The following is a 16363-nucleotide window of genomic DNA, read 5'->3' on the forward strand; positions in this document are numbered from 1 at the left end:
CAGACAGGAACACGCCATGCGCGAAGCCGTCATCGTCTCCACCGCCCGCACCCCCATCACCAAAGCGGGGCGTGGCGAATTCAACCTGATCGCCGGCCCCACCCTGGCCGCGCATGCCGTGCGCGCCGCCGTCGACCGCGCCGGCATCGATCCCGCCCTGATCGAGGACGCCTTCATCGGCTGCGGCTACCCGGAAGGCGCCACCGGCCGCAACATCGGCCGCCAGGCCGTGATCCGCGCCGGCCTGCCGGTCAGCGTGGGCGGCGCCACCGTCAACCGCTATTGCGCCTCGGGCCTGCAGGCCATCGCTTCGGCCGCCAGCCGCATCGTCATGGACGGCGCCCCCGCCATGATCGCGGGCGGCGTGGAGCTGGTGTCGCAAATCCGCAGCCGCGACGACGGCGTCAGCGGCATGGATCCGTGGATCGTGGACCACAAGCCCGAACTCTACCTGCCCATGATAGAAACCGCCGACATCGTGGCGGCCCGCTACGGCATCAGCCGCGAAGCCCAGGACCATTTCGCCGCGCAAAGCCAGGCGCGCACCGAGGCCGCCCAGGCCGCGGGCCGGTATGTGGAGGAGATCATCCCCGTCACCACCATCATGTCCGTCACCGACCGCGCCACCGGCGCCGTCAGTGAACGCGAAGTGACCGTGGACCGCGACACCTGCAACCGCCCCGGCACCACCTATGAAGCCCTGGCCTCGCTGGCCCCCGTGCGCGGCGCCGGCCAGTTCGTCACGGCGGGCAATGCCTCGCAGTTGTCGGACGGCGCCGCCGCCTGCGTGCTGATGGAAGCCGCCGAAGCCCAACGCGCCGGCATCAAGCCGCTGGGCGCATTCCGCGGACTGGCGATCGCCGGCTGCGAACCCGACGAGATGGGCATAGGCCCGGTCTACGCCGTGCCCAAGCTGTTGGCGCGCCACGGCCTCAAGGTGCAGGACATCGACCTCTGGGAATTGAACGAAGCCTTCGCCTCGCAAGCCTTGTATTGCCAGGAAAAGCTCGGCATCCCGATGGACCGCTTGAACGTCGACGGCGGCGCCATTGCCCTGGGTCACCCCTTCGGCGTCACCGGCGCCCGCCTGGCCGGCCACGTACTCATCGAAGGCCGCCGCCGCGGCGCCCGCTATGCCGTCGTCACCATGTGCGTGGGTGGCGGCATGGGCGCGGCCGGCCTGTTCGAAATCTACTGAGGATCCCCCATGGACCTGGAATTCACCCCCGAAGAAAACGCCTTCCGCGATGAAGTGCGGACCTTTCTTGCCAGCCACCTGCCCGAACGCCTTTCCGCCAAGGTCGTACAAGGCAAGCTGCTGACGCGCGCCGACATGGTCGAGTGGCACGCCATCCTCAACCGCCAGGGCTGGCTCGCCAGCCACTGGCCGATGGAGTACGGCGGCACCGGCTGGAGCGCCGTGCAGAAGTACATCTTCGAAAACGAATGTGCGCTGGCCGGCGCGCCGCGCATCGTGCCCTTCGGCCTCAGCATGCTGGGCCCGGTGCTGATCAAGTACGGCACCGAGGCGCAACGGCGCCACTGGCTGCCGCGCATCCTCGACGGCAGCGACTGGTGGTGCCAGGGCTACTCCGAACCCGGCGCGGGCTCCGACCTGGCCTCGGTCAACACCACGGCGGTGCGCGACGGCGACAGCTACATCGTCAACGGCCAGAAGACCTGGACCACGCTGGGCCAGTACGCCAACATGATTTTCTGCCTGGTGCGGACGTCGCAGGAAGGCCGGCGCCAGGAAGGCATCAGCTTCCTGCTGATCGACATGGCCAGCCCCGGCGTGGAAGTGCGCCCCATCATCACGCTGGACGGCGAACACGAAGTCAACGAGGTGTTCTTCTCCGATGTGCGGGTGCCGGCCACCAATCTGGTGGGCGAGGAAAACCGCGGCTGGACCTGCGCCAAATACCTGCTGACCTATGAACGCACCAACATCGCCGGCGTCGGCCAATCGACCGCGGCGCTGGCGCGCCTGAAGACCGTGGCCCAACGCCAGCGCAAGAACGGCCGGCCGCTGGCCGAGGATCCGGACTTTGCCGCGCGGCTGGCGCGCGTCGAGATCGAGCTGGCCAATATGCGCACCACCAACCTGCGCGTGGTCGCGGCCGTGGCCGGCGGCGGCGCGCCCGGCGCCGAAAGTTCCATGCTGAAGATACGCGGCACCCAGATCCGCCAGGAGATCAGCGCGCTGAACCGCCGCGCCATGGGTCCCTACGCCCGCCCCTTCGTGCCCGAGGCCCTGCACGACGGCTACGGCGCGCCGCCCATCGGCCCCGAAGGCGCCGAGAGCGCCGCCGCGCAGTACTTCAACAACCGCAAGCTGTCGATCTTCGGCGGCTCCAATGAAATCCAGAAGAACATCATCTCCAAGATGATCCTCGGACTGTAAGGGCCGGCCATGAACTTTGAACACACCGAAGACCGGCGCATGCTCTCCGACATGCTGCGCCGCTTTGTCGCCGAACAGAACGACTTCGCCACGCGCGACCGCAATGCCCTTTCAGAGCGCGGCTACAGCCTGGAACTGTGGCAGCGCTACGCCGAACTGGGCGCCGTCGGCGCGCTGTTTGCCGAAGCGGATGGCGGGCTGGGCGGAACCGGCTTCGACATCTCCGTGGTGTTCGAGGCGCTGGGCCGCGGCCTGGCCGTCGAACCCCTGCTGGACGCGTTGATGGTCGGCAGCGCCATCGCCTCCGCTGGCACGCCAGCCCAGCGCGAAGCGCTCGAAGGCCTGATCGCCGGCACCATCACCGCCGCACTGGCCCACGCCGAACCCGACTCCGGCTACGAACTGGCGCATGTCGAAACCCGCGCCGAACGCAACCAGGACGGCTGGGTGCTCAACGGCGCGAAAGCGGTGGTCGCGGCGGGCGAACACGCCGACCTGTTTCTGGTCCCGGCCCGCAGCGCGGGCGGCCCGGACGACGAGGCCGGCATCAGCCTGTTCCTGGTCAGCGCCGGCACGCCCGGCCTGACGGCGCGCGGCTATGGCCTGATCGACGGCGGGCGCGCGGCGGAACTCGTTTTCTATGGGGTGCAGCTTGCCCCGGAGGCGCTGCTGGGCGAGGCCGGCGCCGGCTACCCGCTGCTGGAGCGCGCCGCCGGCCGCGGCATCCTGGCCCTGTGCGCCGAAGCCGTGGGCGCGATGGACTGCGCCCGCGACGCCACCCTGGAATACCTGCGCACGCGTCGCCAGTTCGGCGCCCCCCTCGGCAGCTTCCAGGCCTTGCAGCACCGCATGGCCGACGTGCTGCTGGAGATCGAACAGGCGCGCTCGGCCGTGATCAACGCTGCGGCCGCGCTCGACCACCCCGACCGCGCCACCCGCGAGCGCGCGCTATCCGCCGCCAAATACACCATCGGCCGCATCGGCACCCTGGTAGCCGAAGAGAGCATCCAGTTGCACGGCGGCATCGGCATGACCTGGGAGCTGCCGCTGGCGCACTACGCCAAGCGCCTGGTCATGATCGATCACCAGTTGGGCGACGAAGACCATCACCTGCGGCGCTACATTGCGCTTGGGCAGGCTTGAAAGGAGGCCCCCGCAATGACCCAGGTCCAAGCCGCCCCGCCCCTTTCGCCGCCCTTCGCCGCGCCCTTCGCCGTGCGCAGCGCCGCGGACGTGCAGCGTCTGCAAGCCCGGCCGCTGGCCGAGACGCTCACGGTGCAAAGCACCTATGAAATCTTCCGCAATTCGGCCGCGGCCTTCGGCGACAAGACCGCGCTGACCTTTCTGCGCAGCGCCGACCCCGGCGACGCGCCGCTGCGCTGGAGCTACCGCGAACTGCTCGCCGGCATCCACCAGACCGCCAACCTGCTGCATGAGCTGGGCGTGGGCCCGGACGACGCCGTCGGCATCCTGCTGCCCGGCTGCCTGGAGTACCACCTGGCGCTGTGGGGCGGCGAGGCCGCCGGCATCGTCCAGCCCTTGAACCCCTTGCTGGCCGAAGACAAGCTCGTGTCCCTCATGACCACGGCGCGCGCCAAGGTCCTGATCGCCTACGGGTCCGACGTCGAATGCGGTTCCTGGTCCAAGGCGCTGCGCCTGCGAGAACGCGTGCCTACGCTGCACACGCTGCTGCGCGTGGCGCCGCTGGACGAGCCGTCCCCGGCCCGCCCCGCGCTGCCCGACCATGCGCTGGATTTCAACGCCGCGCGCGCCACGCAACCGGCCGACCGCCTGGTCAGCGGCCGCGCGATCCAGGCGGACGACGTGGCCGCGTACTTCCATACTGGCGGCACCACCGGCGCGCCCAAGCTGGCCATCCACACGCATGCCAACCAGGTCTTCAGCGCCTGGGCCGCGGTGCAATTGCAGAACGCCGGACCGGACGACGTGGTCATCAACGGCTATCCGCTGTTCCATGTGGCGGGCGTGCTGCCGGCATCGCTGGCCGCCCTGTCGGCGGGCGTGGAAACCGTCATTCCCACCACCCTGCTGCTGCGCAACCGCGACGTGCTGCGCAACTACTGGCGCCTGGTCGAACACCATCGCGCCACCTCGTTGCAAGGCGTGCCCACCATCCTCGCGGCGCTGGCCGAAGTGCCGCTGGCCGGCGCCGACATCTCCTCGCTGCGCTATTGCCGCACCGGCGCCGCGCCCCTGCCCGCCGAACTGGCGGCCCGCTTCAAGCGCCTGTTCGGACTGCACGTCAACGAAAGCCTGGGCATGACGGAAATGGCCGGCATCTCGACCATCTCGCCGCCCGGCTGCGAGTTCCCGGTAGGCTGCGTCGGCTTTCCGCTGCCCTATGTGCAGGTCCGCATCGTCGGCCTGGACCTGCCGGCCGGCACGCCCGCGCGCGACTTGCCCGCTGGCAAGGCCGGCATGGTGCTGTTCAAGGCGCCCAACGTCATTCCCGGCTTTCTCGACCCCGACGACACGGCGCGCGCCTTTACCGAAGACGGCTGGCTGATCAGCGGCGACGTGGGCTATATGGATGACGCTGGCCGCCTGCACCTGCAAGGCCGCGCCAAGGACCTGATCATCCGCAGCGGCCACAACATCGATCCCAAGACCATCGAGGACGCGCTCGCCTCGCATCCCGCTGTGCAGCTCTGCGCCGCGGTCGGCGCTCCCGACGCCTATGCCGGCGAACTGCCCATCGCCTTCGTCACGCTGGCCGAGGGCGCGCAGGTACAGGAAGCAGAACTGCTGGCCTACGCCGCCGAACACGTGGACGAGAGCCCGGCGCGGCCCAAGCGCGTCATCGTGCTGGACAGCATGCCCATGACCAATGTCGGCAAGATCTACAAGCCCGATCTGCGCCGCCTGGCCACCGCCGTATCGGCCCAGGCCGTGGTGGCGCACACCCTGCAGGACGCTGGCCTGATCGACGACGGCACGCTGTTCCGCGTAGAGGCCAACGCGCAACCCGAGGTCTCTGTGCTTGCCGACCCCCGTGCGCCCGAAGCGCTCAAAGCCAGCCTGCGCGACGCGCTGGCCCGGCTGCCGGTAAAAGTCGCGCTGCGCGACTGAGCAGTTCCCCACACAACAACACCCCAGGAGACAAACCCATGACCCACCAGCCCCTGCGGCGCGCCTGCCTCGGCGCCGCGTTGCTCGCTATGGCCGGCGCCGCCCTGCCTTTCGCCGCCGCCGCGCAAGGCGCCTACCCGTCCAAGCCGATCACGCTGATCGTGCCCTTCCCGGCCGGCGGTTCCACCGACCGCCACCTGCGCATCGTGGCGCAGGACGCCTCCAAATACCTGGGGCAGCCCGTCATCGTGGAAAACCGGCCCGGCGCCGGCGGCACCCTGGGCCCCGCCACCATGGCCAAGACCGCCAAGCCCGACGGCTACACCGTCACTCTGTACACCCTGGCCATGCTACGCATGCCCTACATGCAGAAGAGCAGCTGGGATCCCATCAACGACTTCAGTTTCATCCTGGGCCTGTCGGGCTATACCTTCGGCTTCACCGTCCGCTCCGATTCCCCGTACCAGACCTTCAACGAGTACATCGAGGCGGCGCGCAAGGCGCCCGGCACCATCGACTACGGCTCCACCGGCATCGGTTCCTCGCCGCACCTGCTGATCGAGGAGGTCGCCATCAATGCCAAGGTGAAACTGAACCATGTGCCCTTCAAGGGCAACGCCGACATGCAGCAAGCCCTGCTGGGCGGCCACGTCATGGCACAAAGCGATGCGACCGGATGGGACCAGTTCGTGGACTCGGGCAAGATGCGCCTGCTGGTCACCTTCGGCGAAAAGCGCACCACGCGCTGGCCCGACGTGCCCACGGCCCAGGAGCTGGGCTACAAGGTGGTCTCCACCTCGCCCTACGGCCTGGCCGGCCCCAAGGGCATGGACCCCGCGGTGGTGAAGACCTTGCATGACGCCTTCAAGAAGGCGCTGTTCGACCCGGCGAGCATGGACGTCATGAAGCAGCTGAACCAGGAGCCCGCCTACCGCAACAGCCAGGACTACAAGGAATGGGCGCAGGCCACCTACGTCAAGGAAAAAGGCCTGATCGAGTACCTGGGATTGATGGCGAAGGATTGAACTGGCGGCCAGGAAGCCGAACTCTCCATTTCAAGAAGACTCCCGGACGCCACTTGGCAGTCGGCCGTTGTGACTTGGCACACGGCCGACCTCAGGGAGATCAATTTAATCTTGATTGACGCAGGAAGCCGGCCTGCACAACGATGGCGCGCTGTTTCGCGTAAAAGCCGACGAACAACCCGATATCGCAGTCCAGGCCGACGCGCGTGGACCCGATTGCCGGTCAAGGTCGCCCTGCACGACTCGGCAATTCCCTGCCCGCGTACAACAACACCCCAAGGAGACAAACCCATGCCCCAGCAGCCCCTGCGGCGCGCCTGCCTCGGCGCCGCACTGCTCTCGATCGCCGGCGCCGCCCTGCCTTTCGCCGCCGGCGCGCAAGGCGCCTACCCGTCCAAGCCCATCACGCTGATCGTGCCCTTCCCGGCCGGCGGTTCCACCGATCGCCACCTGCGGATCGTGGCGCAGGACGCCGCCAAATACCTGGGGCAGCCCGTCATCGTGGAAAACCGGCCCGGCGCCGCCGGCACCCTCGGCCCCGCCACCATGGCCAAGACCGCCAAGCCCGACGGCTACACCATCAGCCTGTACACCCAGGCCATGCTGCGCATGCCCTATATCCAGAAGAGCAGCTGGGACCCCATCAACGATTTCACCTTCATCCTGGGCCTGTCCGGCTACACCTTCGGCTTCACCGTCCGCGCCGATTCTCCGTACAAGACCTTCAATGAGTACATCGAAGCGGCGCGCAAGGCGCCCGGCTCCATCGACTACGGCTCCCCCGGCACCGGCTCGTTGCCGCATCTGCTGATCGAAGAAGTCGCCATCAACGCCAAGGTCAAGCTGAACCACGTGCCGTTCAAGGGCAACGCCGACATGCAGCAGGCCCTGCTGGGCGGCCATCTCATGGCGCAAAGCGACGGCACCGGCTGGGACCAGTTCGTGGATTCCGGCAAGATGCGCCTGCTGGTCACCTTTGGCGAAACGCGCACTACCCGCTGGCCCGACGTGCCCACCGCACAGGAGTTGGGCTACAAGGTCGTGTCCACCTCGCCCTACGGGCTGACCGGCCCGAAGGGCATGGACCCCGCGGTAGTCAAGACGCTGCACGACGCCTTCAAGAAGGCGCTGTTCGACCCCGCCAGCATGGACGTCATGAAGCAGCTGAATCAGCAGCCCGCCTACCGCAACAGCCAGGATTACAAGGAATGGGCGCAGGCCACCCACGTCAAGGAAAAAGTCCTGATCGAGTACCTGGGCTTGATGGCGAAGTAATCAGGGCGGCGCCGCCTTCAGCGCAGCGCCGCAACCTCGACTGATCTGGCGCCGCAGGCTTCCACCAGCTCGGGATCGTGGCTGGCGAACAGCACCACCCGATCCTGCGCCCAGATCTTGAATTGTTCGGCCAGCACCCCGCGCGCCTGCGCGTCCAGCCCGTTGCTGGCCCCGTCCGCAATGATGACAGCCGGGTCGCCCAGGGCCGCGGCCGTCAGGTAGACCTTGCGCCGCGTGCCTGTCGACATCTGCTCGAAGCGCTTGTCCAGATGCGGCTCCAGCCCCAGCCGGAAGGCCAGGTCCAGCACGCTGTCGGCCAGCGGCACGTTCTTCTCTGCCGCGACCTGTTCCAGCAATCCGCGCCCCGTCTGCGCGGGCTGCGCCATGCAATTGTCGGGCACATAGGCCAGGCGGGCCCGCGCTTGCGCCGGCGCCTGGGCCAAGGAATGCCCGTCGATCCAGACATCCCCCGAATCCGGCGCGATCGCGCCCGCGATGATGCCCAGCAGCGTGGACTTGCCGGTGCTGTCTTCCTCGCACAGCGCCACGCATCCGGGCCTGAAGGTATGGGTCAGCCCCTGGAAGACGAGATGGTCGCCGTAGCGCTTGCCGAGATTGTCGATTCGTAGCATGGCCGGGAGTGTACGCAGGAACACGGCGCTCGGCCATCGCCGCCTGGGCGTGGCGTCAACGCAGCAAATGTGAACTGAACTCAAATTTTTCCCCATTGACGATGTGGGAATCCGCATTTTTGCCGTACATTACGCAGCGTAAATAAATGTTAATTTTCAGCAAAACATTTCGAATTTTGTAACGGTTGCCTCGCCTGTTGCTGCCCTTGGCCCGCTGAGCGACCTACCACCAAGACGCATTTAGTTTCATTTAAATCAATCAACGTCCAATCCTGCCGGCCCGGCTTTGGTGTCGGCATAGAAGAGATCAATGAATCACGTCTATCGAGTAGTCTTCAACGCCGCCGCCGGCGTGTGGCAGGCCGTCAGTGAAATCGCCCGCGGGCCGGCAAAAAGCAGCAGCCCTGCCCGGCGCCTGCGCCGTAGCGCCGCGCAACTGACGGGCGCAGTGGGCATTGCACTGGTCGCCACGGGCGCGCAAGCCGCGGGTGGGAATCCGCCGCTGCATTGGGATGGCAGTCATTCCGTCGCGAACGGCACGGTGGATGGCGCCTCGGGGATCTGGGATTACGCCAATACCAACTGGACCTCCAGCGACGGGTCGGACAACCAAGCCTGGACCGGCGGCGACGCGGTGTTCGAAGGCGCAACTGGCACCGTGGCGGTCGGCGGCCAGCACAGCGTCAGCGGCATGACATTCCGCACCGATGGCTACAGGCTCGTGGGCGGCGCCAATGGCCAGCTGAACACCAGCGGCGGCATGGTTATCACGGTCAACCCAGCCGTGACCGCCACCTTGGGCGTGGCGATCGGCGGCAGCGGTTCGTTGATCAAGTCCGACTCGGGCACGCTGGTGCTGAACGGCGACAACAGCTACAGCGGCGCGACACATCTCAGCGCAGGCCGTCTGGTGGTAGGTAGCAATACGGCTCTGGGTACTGGAGACCTGCTCGCCTTCCCCAGCACCGTGCTCGATGCCAACAGGCAGGTGGCCCTGAATAACAACGTGCAATTGGTGATAGGTGGATTGGAGATAGGCGGAAGCGCCGACCTCACCTTGAACGGTACGGTTGGCGGCCCAGGCTGGCTGATCAAGAACGGCGCGGCCAACCTTACCCTGAACGGGACCAATAGCTACCTGGGAGGCGTCACGCTGAACGCCGGCACCTTGACGGTGGGCAACAATCAAGCCTTGGGCGGCGGCGCCCTGACCGTTGGCGGCAACTCGACCCTGACGGCCAACCAGGCTACCTCCCTGGTCAACCCCATCGCACTGAACGCCAACCTGGCGGTGACCGGCGACAATGACCTGAGCCTGAATGGCTCGATTTCTGGCCCCGGCCAATTGGTGAAATCCGGCAACGGCACGCTCAGCCTGGGCGGCGTCAACACCTCCTCCGGTGGTGTCGCCCTCAGCGGCGGCACCTTGGAGCTCAAACACGGTAGCGGGCTGGGAACTGGGATGCTGGTCACCAGCGGCACCGCCACCCTCAAGAATTCCCTACAGGGCGCCGCCCTGACGATCCCCATCAGCGTCCATGGCGACCTGACCGTGGACACGCCGCAATCGCTGCTGCTGGCCGGCCCTTTGAGCGGCACCGGCAAGCTGACCAAGACCGGTGCGGATGCATTGATATTTCATGCCAATAGTTCCTACGGCGGCAGTTTCGATATCGCCCAAGGTGTCGTCACTTTCAACACCAACACCTCTTTGGGGTCCCCTTCCTCCGTCAACCTGGCCACGGGCACCACCCTGAACCTGCCCGGCAACACCAGCATAGGCTCCCTGACCGGTGCAGGCATCACGAACGTCGGCCCGGGCAGGCTAAACCTAGGCGGCAACAACCTCGACAGCGTGTACGCCGGTCAATTCGTCGGCCTAGGCACACTGAACAAGGTCGGCACCGGCACGCTGGAACTTGCCGGCAGCAGCGACATGGTCGGCTTCAGCCAGGTCAGCGGCGGGACCCTGCAGGTCACCGGTGTATTCAATGGCGCCGGCGTGGCGGTGGGCAACGGCGCGACCCTGACCGGCAGCGGCACAGTCAGCGGCCAGGCGAACATCGCCAACGGCGGTCACCTGGCGGGCGCCAGCGGCAGCACGCTGAACCTCGGCAGTCTCGTCCTGTCGCAGACCTCCAACATCGATGTGACGCTGGGTACTCCCATCACGGGAGGTACGTCGCTCTTCACCGTCGGCGGTTCTCTGACCCTGGACGGCACCCTGAACATCACCGACGCCGGCGGCCTCGGGGATGGCGTGTACCGCCTGTTCACGTACGGCGGCACCCTGACCAACAACGTCCTCGCCTACGGCACCTTGCCGGGCACATGGACCGTAGGCGAACTGAATCTGCAGACCGCGACAGGCAATGAGGTCAATCTGCTGGTCAGCTCGCCGAACCAGCGCACCCTGTTCTGGGACGGCAACATGGTGGTGCCCAACGGTGTTGTCGAAGGCGGCACCGGCGTATGGAGCGCCGGCGCCACCAATTGGACCAATTTCGACGGCACGATCAATAGCAACTGGACCAGCCAGTTCGCCGTCTTCCAAGGCAACACCGGCGTCGTGCTGGTGCAGGGCGAACATACCGTCAACGGCATGCAGTTCATGACCGATGGCTACAACCTGGTGACAGGCGCCGGCGGCAGGCTCAATGCGGTCAACCGCGATGGCGGCAAGTTCGCCGTGCGGGTCGATCCGGGCGTCACTGCGGCGATCAACGTGGACATCAATGGCACCGGCACCCTGCAGAAGCTGGACCAGGGCACGCTGGTGCTCAATGGCAACAATGGCTATCAGGGCGGCACCTTGCTGGCAGGCGGCACGCTCGTGGCCGGCAGCAACAACGCGCTGGGCACGGCGACCCTGACCGCTACAGGTGGCACCACGCTGGGCAACAACAAGGTGCTTACGCTGACCAACGGGATCGTTGTCGAAGGCCAGTTGAACCTGGGCGGCATCCATGACCTGACCCTGAACGGCGACATCGCCGGCAACAGCGGCGGCCTGAACAAGAACGGCAGCGGCACCCTGACCCTGGGCGGCAACAACGCCTTTGGCGGCACGATGGCGCTGAGCGCCGGCAGGCTGGTGCTGGCCTCCGGCAATCCGCTGGGTAACAGCATCTTGAACACCTTCTCCGGCACGCAGCTGGACAACAGCGTGGCATTGAGCCTGAACAACACGGTCAACCTGGCTGGCGACCTGAACCTCGTCGGCAACCAGGACCTCACTTTGAGCGGCCTGGTCAACGGCACAGGCGGCCTGACCAAGCGCGGCACGGGCAAGCTGACCTTGAACGGCGCCAACTCTTTCCAGGGCGGTGTCGACCTGACCGGCGGCAACCTGGCCGTGGGCCACGATGCCGCGCTCGGCGAGGGCACGCTGACCGTGCGCAACGCGGGAACCCTGGAAGCCAGCCGCGCGGTGACCCTGGCCAACAACGTGCAACTGAGCGCCTCCCTGGCGCTGGACGGCAGCAATGATTTCACCCTGAACGGGGTGATCAACGGTTCCACCGAGCTGGTCAAGAACGGCGCCGGCCGACTCACCCTCAATGGCGATAACCGCCATAGCGGCGGCACCACGGTCAATGACGGCAACTTGAGCCTGGGCAATGCCGCGGCGCTGGGCACCGGCATGCTGACTGTCACGGGCAACACGCAACTGGATACCGCCGGCCCGATGCGCCTGGGCAATACCGTCAACGTCGATGGCGCGCTCACGGTGGCGGGCAACAACAGCCTGATCCTGGATGGACAGCTCAACGGCAACGGCACGCTGCGCAAGTTCGGCACGGACGACCTCTCGCTTACCAGCAGCGCCAACACCTTCAGCGGCATGATCGATCTGCAAGACGGTAGCCTGACCACCGCGGGCAACAACGCGCTGGGCCAGAATGCCACCGCGAACGTGGCAGCCGGCGCCAATCTGTTCATCACCAATCTGGCTCGTCTGGCCAGCCTGAACGGCAATGGCACCGTGACGGTCTCGAATGGGAACAACCTGACCATCGGCGCCAACGGGGCCAACAGCAACTTCGGCGGCCAGCTCAACGGTATGGGTAGGTTGACCAAGCTCGGCACGGGATCGCTAACCCTTTCCGGCGTCAACGGCCTCACGGGCATGACCTCCGTCGACGCCGGCAGCCTGCGGGTCGACGGCTCGCTGGCCAGCACAGAGATATACGTCAACAACGGCGCCAGCCTGGGCGGAGCCGGCAGCATCGCCGGCGACGTGACGGTCATGGGCGGCGCCAGCCTTAACGCAGTGGGCGGCAACACCCTGTCGGTCGGCAGCCTGAAGCTCTACGGCAACTCCACGCTGAATGCCAGCCTGGGCGCCCCCGCCCTCGGCGGCGGCGCTGCCTTGGTGAACGTAGCCGGCGACCTGACCCTGGGCGGCACGCTCAATGTCAGCGACATCGGCGGCTTCGGCACCGGCGTGTACCGGCTCATGAACTATGGCGGCGACCTGTACGACAACGGCATGCGCTTCGGCAATATTCCCGGCAGCGTGCAAGCGGCCGACCTGACCTTGCAGACCGCCATCGCCAAGCAGGTCAACCTGCTGGTCGCCGCGCCCAACGTCACCGTGCAGTTCTGGGACGGCGCGCAAACCACCGGCAACGGCGTGATCGAAGGCGGCAGCGGCACCTGGGACGGCGCCAACGCCAACTGGACCGGCGTCGACGGCAACGGGAACCGGTCCTGGGCCGGCAAGTTCGCGGTCTTCCTGGGCGCTGCGGGGACGGTCACCGTCGCCGGCGCGCAAAGCACGACGGGCATGCAGTTCATGACCGACGGCTATGTCCTGGAGCGCGGCTCGCTGGGTTCGCTCAACCTGGTCAACGGCGGTCAGGGCTATGCCGCGGTGCGCGTCGATCCCGGCGTGACCGCGACCATCAACGCCCCGCTCGTTGGCAGCGGCACGCTGGCCAAGGTTGACGCCGGCACCCTGGTGCTCAACGCGTCCAACGGCTACACCGGCGGCACGGCGCTCAACGGCGGCACGCTGGTGCTGGGCAACGACAAGGCGTTGGGCAATGGCCTGCTGACCGCAGCCAACGGCACCACGCTGGACAGCAACACGGCAGTCACCGTGCGCAACAAGATCGCGCTGAACGGCGCGCTGACGATCGCCGGTTCCAACGCCATGGACCTGAACGGCACCGTCGGCGGCGCCGGCGGCCTGATCAAGAACGGCGCGGCCAACCTGACCCTCAGCGGCGTCAACAGCTACGTCGGCGGCACCCTCCTGAACGCGGGCGGCCTGATCGTCGGCAACGGCGCTGCGCTCGGTTCCGGCACGCTGACGGTAGGCGGCGCAGCCACGCTGGACAACACCCAGGCGCTGGCGCTGGCGAACAACATTGCCCTGACCGCCGGCCTCGCCGTGCAAGGCAGCCACGACCTGACGCTCAACGGCAACATCTCGGGCGCGGGCAGCCTGACCAAGAACGGCGCCAGCACGCTGACGCTCAACGGCACCAACAGCTACACCGGCGGCACCTACGTCAACAGCGGCACGGTAGCGTTGGGCGCAGGCAGCAGCCTCGCCGCCACCGGCGTCGTGACCGTCGCCAGCGGCGCCACCTTCGACCTGTCGGCAGGCCAAGGCGCGCAGGTGTTCGGCACCCTGGCGGGCGCTGGCAACATCAAGATGGGAGCCAATTCGCTGTTGGCGGGCGGCTCGGCCGACGGCATCTTCAGCGGCTCGGTCAGCGGCACGGGCACCCTGGTCAAGCAGGGCTCGGGCACGCAGACCCTGACCGGCGCCAACAGCTATACCGGCGGCACGCTGGTCGCGGACGGCACGCTGCGCGCGGGCTCCACCACGGCATTGGTCCAAGGCACCGGCTATCAAGTGCTGACGGGCGCCGTGCTGGACCTCAACGGCAACGCGCTGCTGGCCAGCAGCCTGAGCGGCGGCGGCACCGTGGCGCTGGGCGGCGGACGCTTGACCGCGGACATCGCGGCGGGTAGTGCGTCCACCTACATGGGCATCGTCGTGGGCAGCGGCGACCTGGTCAAAACCGGCGCTGGCGCACTCGCGCTGACCGGCGGCAGCGCCTTCACGGGCGGCGTGCAGCTCAAGCAAGGCAGCATCGCCCTGGGCCATGCGCAAGGCCTGGGTACGGGCACGCTGGCCATGGACGACGGCACCGTCATCAGCCTGATCGCCAACGGCATGACCATCGCCAACAACCTGGCCATGACGGGCACGAATGACCCGGTCATCGACACGGGAGCGAACAATGCCACCTGGGCCGGCGCCATCACGGGCGGCGGCTTCCTCACCAAGCAGGGTAGCGGCGTGCTGACCCTGACCAGCGCGGGCAATACCTACACCGGCGCGACGGACGTCGCGCAAGGCACGCTCAAGGCTGGCGCCGCGAATACCTTCAGCAGCGCCTCCGCCCATACCGTGGCCAGCGGTGCGGTGCTGGACCTGGCCGGCTACAGCCAGACCGTGGCCAGCCTGAACAACAGCGGCGTGGTCAATCTCAGCGGCAGCACGCCGGGCGCGGTGCTCAAGGTCACAGGCCCCTACGTCGGCAACAACGGCAAGCTGGGCGTTTCCACCGTGCTGGGCGCGGATGGCAGCGCCACCGACAAGCTGCTGTTGAGCGGCCCCAGCGCCATCGCCAGCGGCAACACCGCGGTGCAGATCACCAATGCCGGCGGCCTGGGCGCGCAGACCGGCAGCCAGGGCATCCAGGTCATCGCCACCGAAAACGGCGCCAGCCTGCAGCCCGGCAGCTTCACCCTGGCGGGCAATCACATCGATGCCGGCGCCTACGAGTACCGCCTGACCCAGACGGCACAAGGCGCCGCGCTGCACTCGACCAACACCCAGGTGCCCCCCGGCCCCGGCGTGACTCCGACGCCCGCCTACCGCGAAGAAGTCCCGCTGCTGTCCTCCCTGCCCGCGCAACTGCGCCAGGCGGACATGGCCATGCTGGGCGACATGCGCAAGCGCATGGGCGACGACGTCGCCCAAGGCGCCATCGACCAGGACCCGAACCACCGCGCCTGGGCCCGGGTGCTGCGCACGGCCCCCACCATCACGCAGCAAGGCACGGTCAACCCCGAGAGCAGCGGCCACCTGACCGGCTTCCAGGCCGGCGTGGATGTGTACGCCAGCCGCAACCTCAAGGCCGGCCTGTACGTGGGCCAGCTGGACGGCGACATGGGCGTGCGCGGCTTCTCCAGCGGCATGGAGCGCAAGTACGCTGGCTACAACAACCTGCGCGGCCGCTACGTGGGCCTGTACGGCACCTGGCAGCACGACTCGGGCCTGTACGCCGACGCCGTGATCCAGGGCGCCGACTACCGCAGCAGCCTGCGCACGGCCGACACCGGCGCCGGCGCCACCACCAAGGGCCACGGCTGGCTGGCCTCGCTCGAAGTGGGCAAGCCGATCGACCTGGGCAGCAGCTGGCAGCTGGAGCCACAAGCTCAGATCATCTACCGCAAGCTCGACCTGGACGACACCACGATTAGCCTGGCCAAGGTGAAGAACGACGCGGACGACGACTGGACCCTGCGCCTGGGCGCCCGCGTCAAGGGCAGCTACAGCATCGGCGGCACCGTGCTGCAGCCCTTTGCGCGCGTCAATCTGTACAAGGCCAGCAACACCACCGACGTGGCCAGCTTCAGCGCGCCGGCCGGCACCACCGACATCCGCGCCAAGGGCGGCTACACCTCGACCGAACTGGCGGTCGGCGCCATGGTGCAGTTGACCAAGAACACCAGCCTCTACGGCGACGTGGGCAAGCTCTGGGCCAACAGCGGCGACAGCCGCGTCAAGAGCGGCGCGCAGGGCTCGATCGGCTTGAAGGTGCTCTGGTAAGCCTCGTCGCGTGGGCCGGGTAACCGGCCAGCGCCATGACCAAGCCCGCAGCGATCCATCCGCTGCGGGCTTTCTTTCG

At 67.4% G+C, this 16363-nt stretch carries 8 protein-coding genes; 7 read left to right on the top strand and 1 reads right to left on the bottom strand.

The window, feature by feature from the left end; translation table 11 throughout:
- Positions 1–16: 16 nt before the first annotated feature.
- The 6 genes from AXYL_RS18110 (at position 17) to AXYL_RS18135 (ending at position 7794) form a co-directional block, all read left to right on the top strand.
- Positions 17–1198, top strand: coding sequence for an acetyl-CoA C-acyltransferase (locus AXYL_RS18110; RefSeq protein ID WP_013394285.1), 1182 nt, complete (start codon positions 17–19; stop codon positions 1196–1198).
- A gap of 9 nt (positions 1199–1207) precedes the next feature.
- Entirely contained in the window at positions 1208–2404 is a 1197-nt protein-coding gene (locus tag AXYL_RS18115; RefSeq protein ID WP_013394286.1) for an acyl-CoA dehydrogenase family protein, read from the top strand.
- 9 nt (positions 2405–2413) lie between these two features.
- Complete coding sequence (locus AXYL_RS18120) at positions 2414–3547, top strand: acyl-CoA dehydrogenase family protein (RefSeq protein ID WP_013394287.1); 1134 nt, start codon at positions 2414–2416, stop codon at positions 3545–3547.
- A 15-nt stretch (positions 3548–3562) separates the two neighbouring features.
- On the top strand, positions 3563–5494 hold the full coding sequence (locus AXYL_RS18125; protein WP_013394288.1) for an acyl-CoA synthetase: 1932 nt from the start codon (positions 3563–3565) through the stop codon (positions 5492–5494).
- Between the two features lie 38 nt (positions 5495–5532).
- Positions 5533–6519, top strand: a complete 987-nt coding sequence (locus AXYL_RS18130; protein ID WP_013394289.1) for a tripartite tricarboxylate transporter substrate binding protein — start codon at positions 5533–5535, stop codon at positions 6517–6519.
- 291 nt (positions 6520–6810) lie between these two features.
- A complete protein-coding gene (locus AXYL_RS18135; RefSeq protein ID WP_013394290.1) occupies positions 6811–7794 on the top strand; it encodes a tripartite tricarboxylate transporter substrate binding protein in 984 nt (327 codons plus the stop codon).
- A 17-nt stretch (positions 7795–7811) separates the two neighbouring features.
- Here AXYL_RS18135 and AXYL_RS18140 read toward each other — a convergent pair whose 3' ends face one another.
- The gene (locus AXYL_RS18140; protein WP_013394291.1) at positions 7812–8426 is read right to left on the bottom strand and encodes an ATP-binding cassette domain-containing protein; all 615 of its coding nucleotides are present in this window, start codon (positions 8424–8426) and stop codon (positions 7812–7814) included.
- A gap of 310 nt (positions 8427–8736) precedes the next feature.
- Between AXYL_RS18140 and AXYL_RS18145 the strand changes: the two genes are divergently transcribed.
- Positions 8737–16284 carry an autotransporter-associated beta strand repeat-containing protein gene (locus tag AXYL_RS18145; RefSeq protein WP_013394292.1) on the top strand — a complete coding sequence of 2516 codons (7548 nt, stop codon included), beginning with the start codon at positions 8737–8739 and terminating at the stop codon, positions 16282–16284.
- Positions 16285–16363: the final 79 nt, after the last annotated feature.

Origin of the sequence: Achromobacter xylosoxidans A8, assembly GCF_000165835.1 — a bacterium.
Lineage (GTDB): Bacteria > Pseudomonadota > Gammaproteobacteria > Burkholderiales > Burkholderiaceae_B > Achromobacter > Achromobacter xylosoxidans_B.

Coding starts and splice junctions, on each gene's coding strand:
- AXYL_RS18110 (WP_013394285.1), top strand. CDS start 17: ATGCGCGAAGCCGTCATCGTCTCCACCGCCCGCACCCCCATCACCAAA.
- AXYL_RS18115 (WP_013394286.1), top strand. CDS start 1,208: ATGGACCTGGAATTCACCCCCGAAGAAAACGCCTTCCGCGATGAAGTG.
- AXYL_RS18120 (WP_013394287.1), top strand. CDS start 2,414: ATGAACTTTGAACACACCGAAGACCGGCGCATGCTCTCCGACATGCTG.
- AXYL_RS18125 (WP_013394288.1), top strand. CDS start 3,563: ATGACCCAGGTCCAAGCCGCCCCGCCCCTTTCGCCGCCCTTCGCCGCG.
- AXYL_RS18130 (WP_013394289.1), top strand. CDS start 5,533: ATGACCCACCAGCCCCTGCGGCGCGCCTGCCTCGGCGCCGCGTTGCTC.
- AXYL_RS18135 (WP_013394290.1), top strand. CDS start 6,811: ATGCCCCAGCAGCCCCTGCGGCGCGCCTGCCTCGGCGCCGCACTGCTC.
- AXYL_RS18140 (WP_013394291.1), bottom strand. CDS start 8,426: ATGCTACGAATCGACAATCTCGGCAAGCGCTACGGCGACCATCTCGTC.
- AXYL_RS18145 (WP_013394292.1), top strand. CDS start 8,737: ATGAATCACGTCTATCGAGTAGTCTTCAACGCCGCCGCCGGCGTGTGG.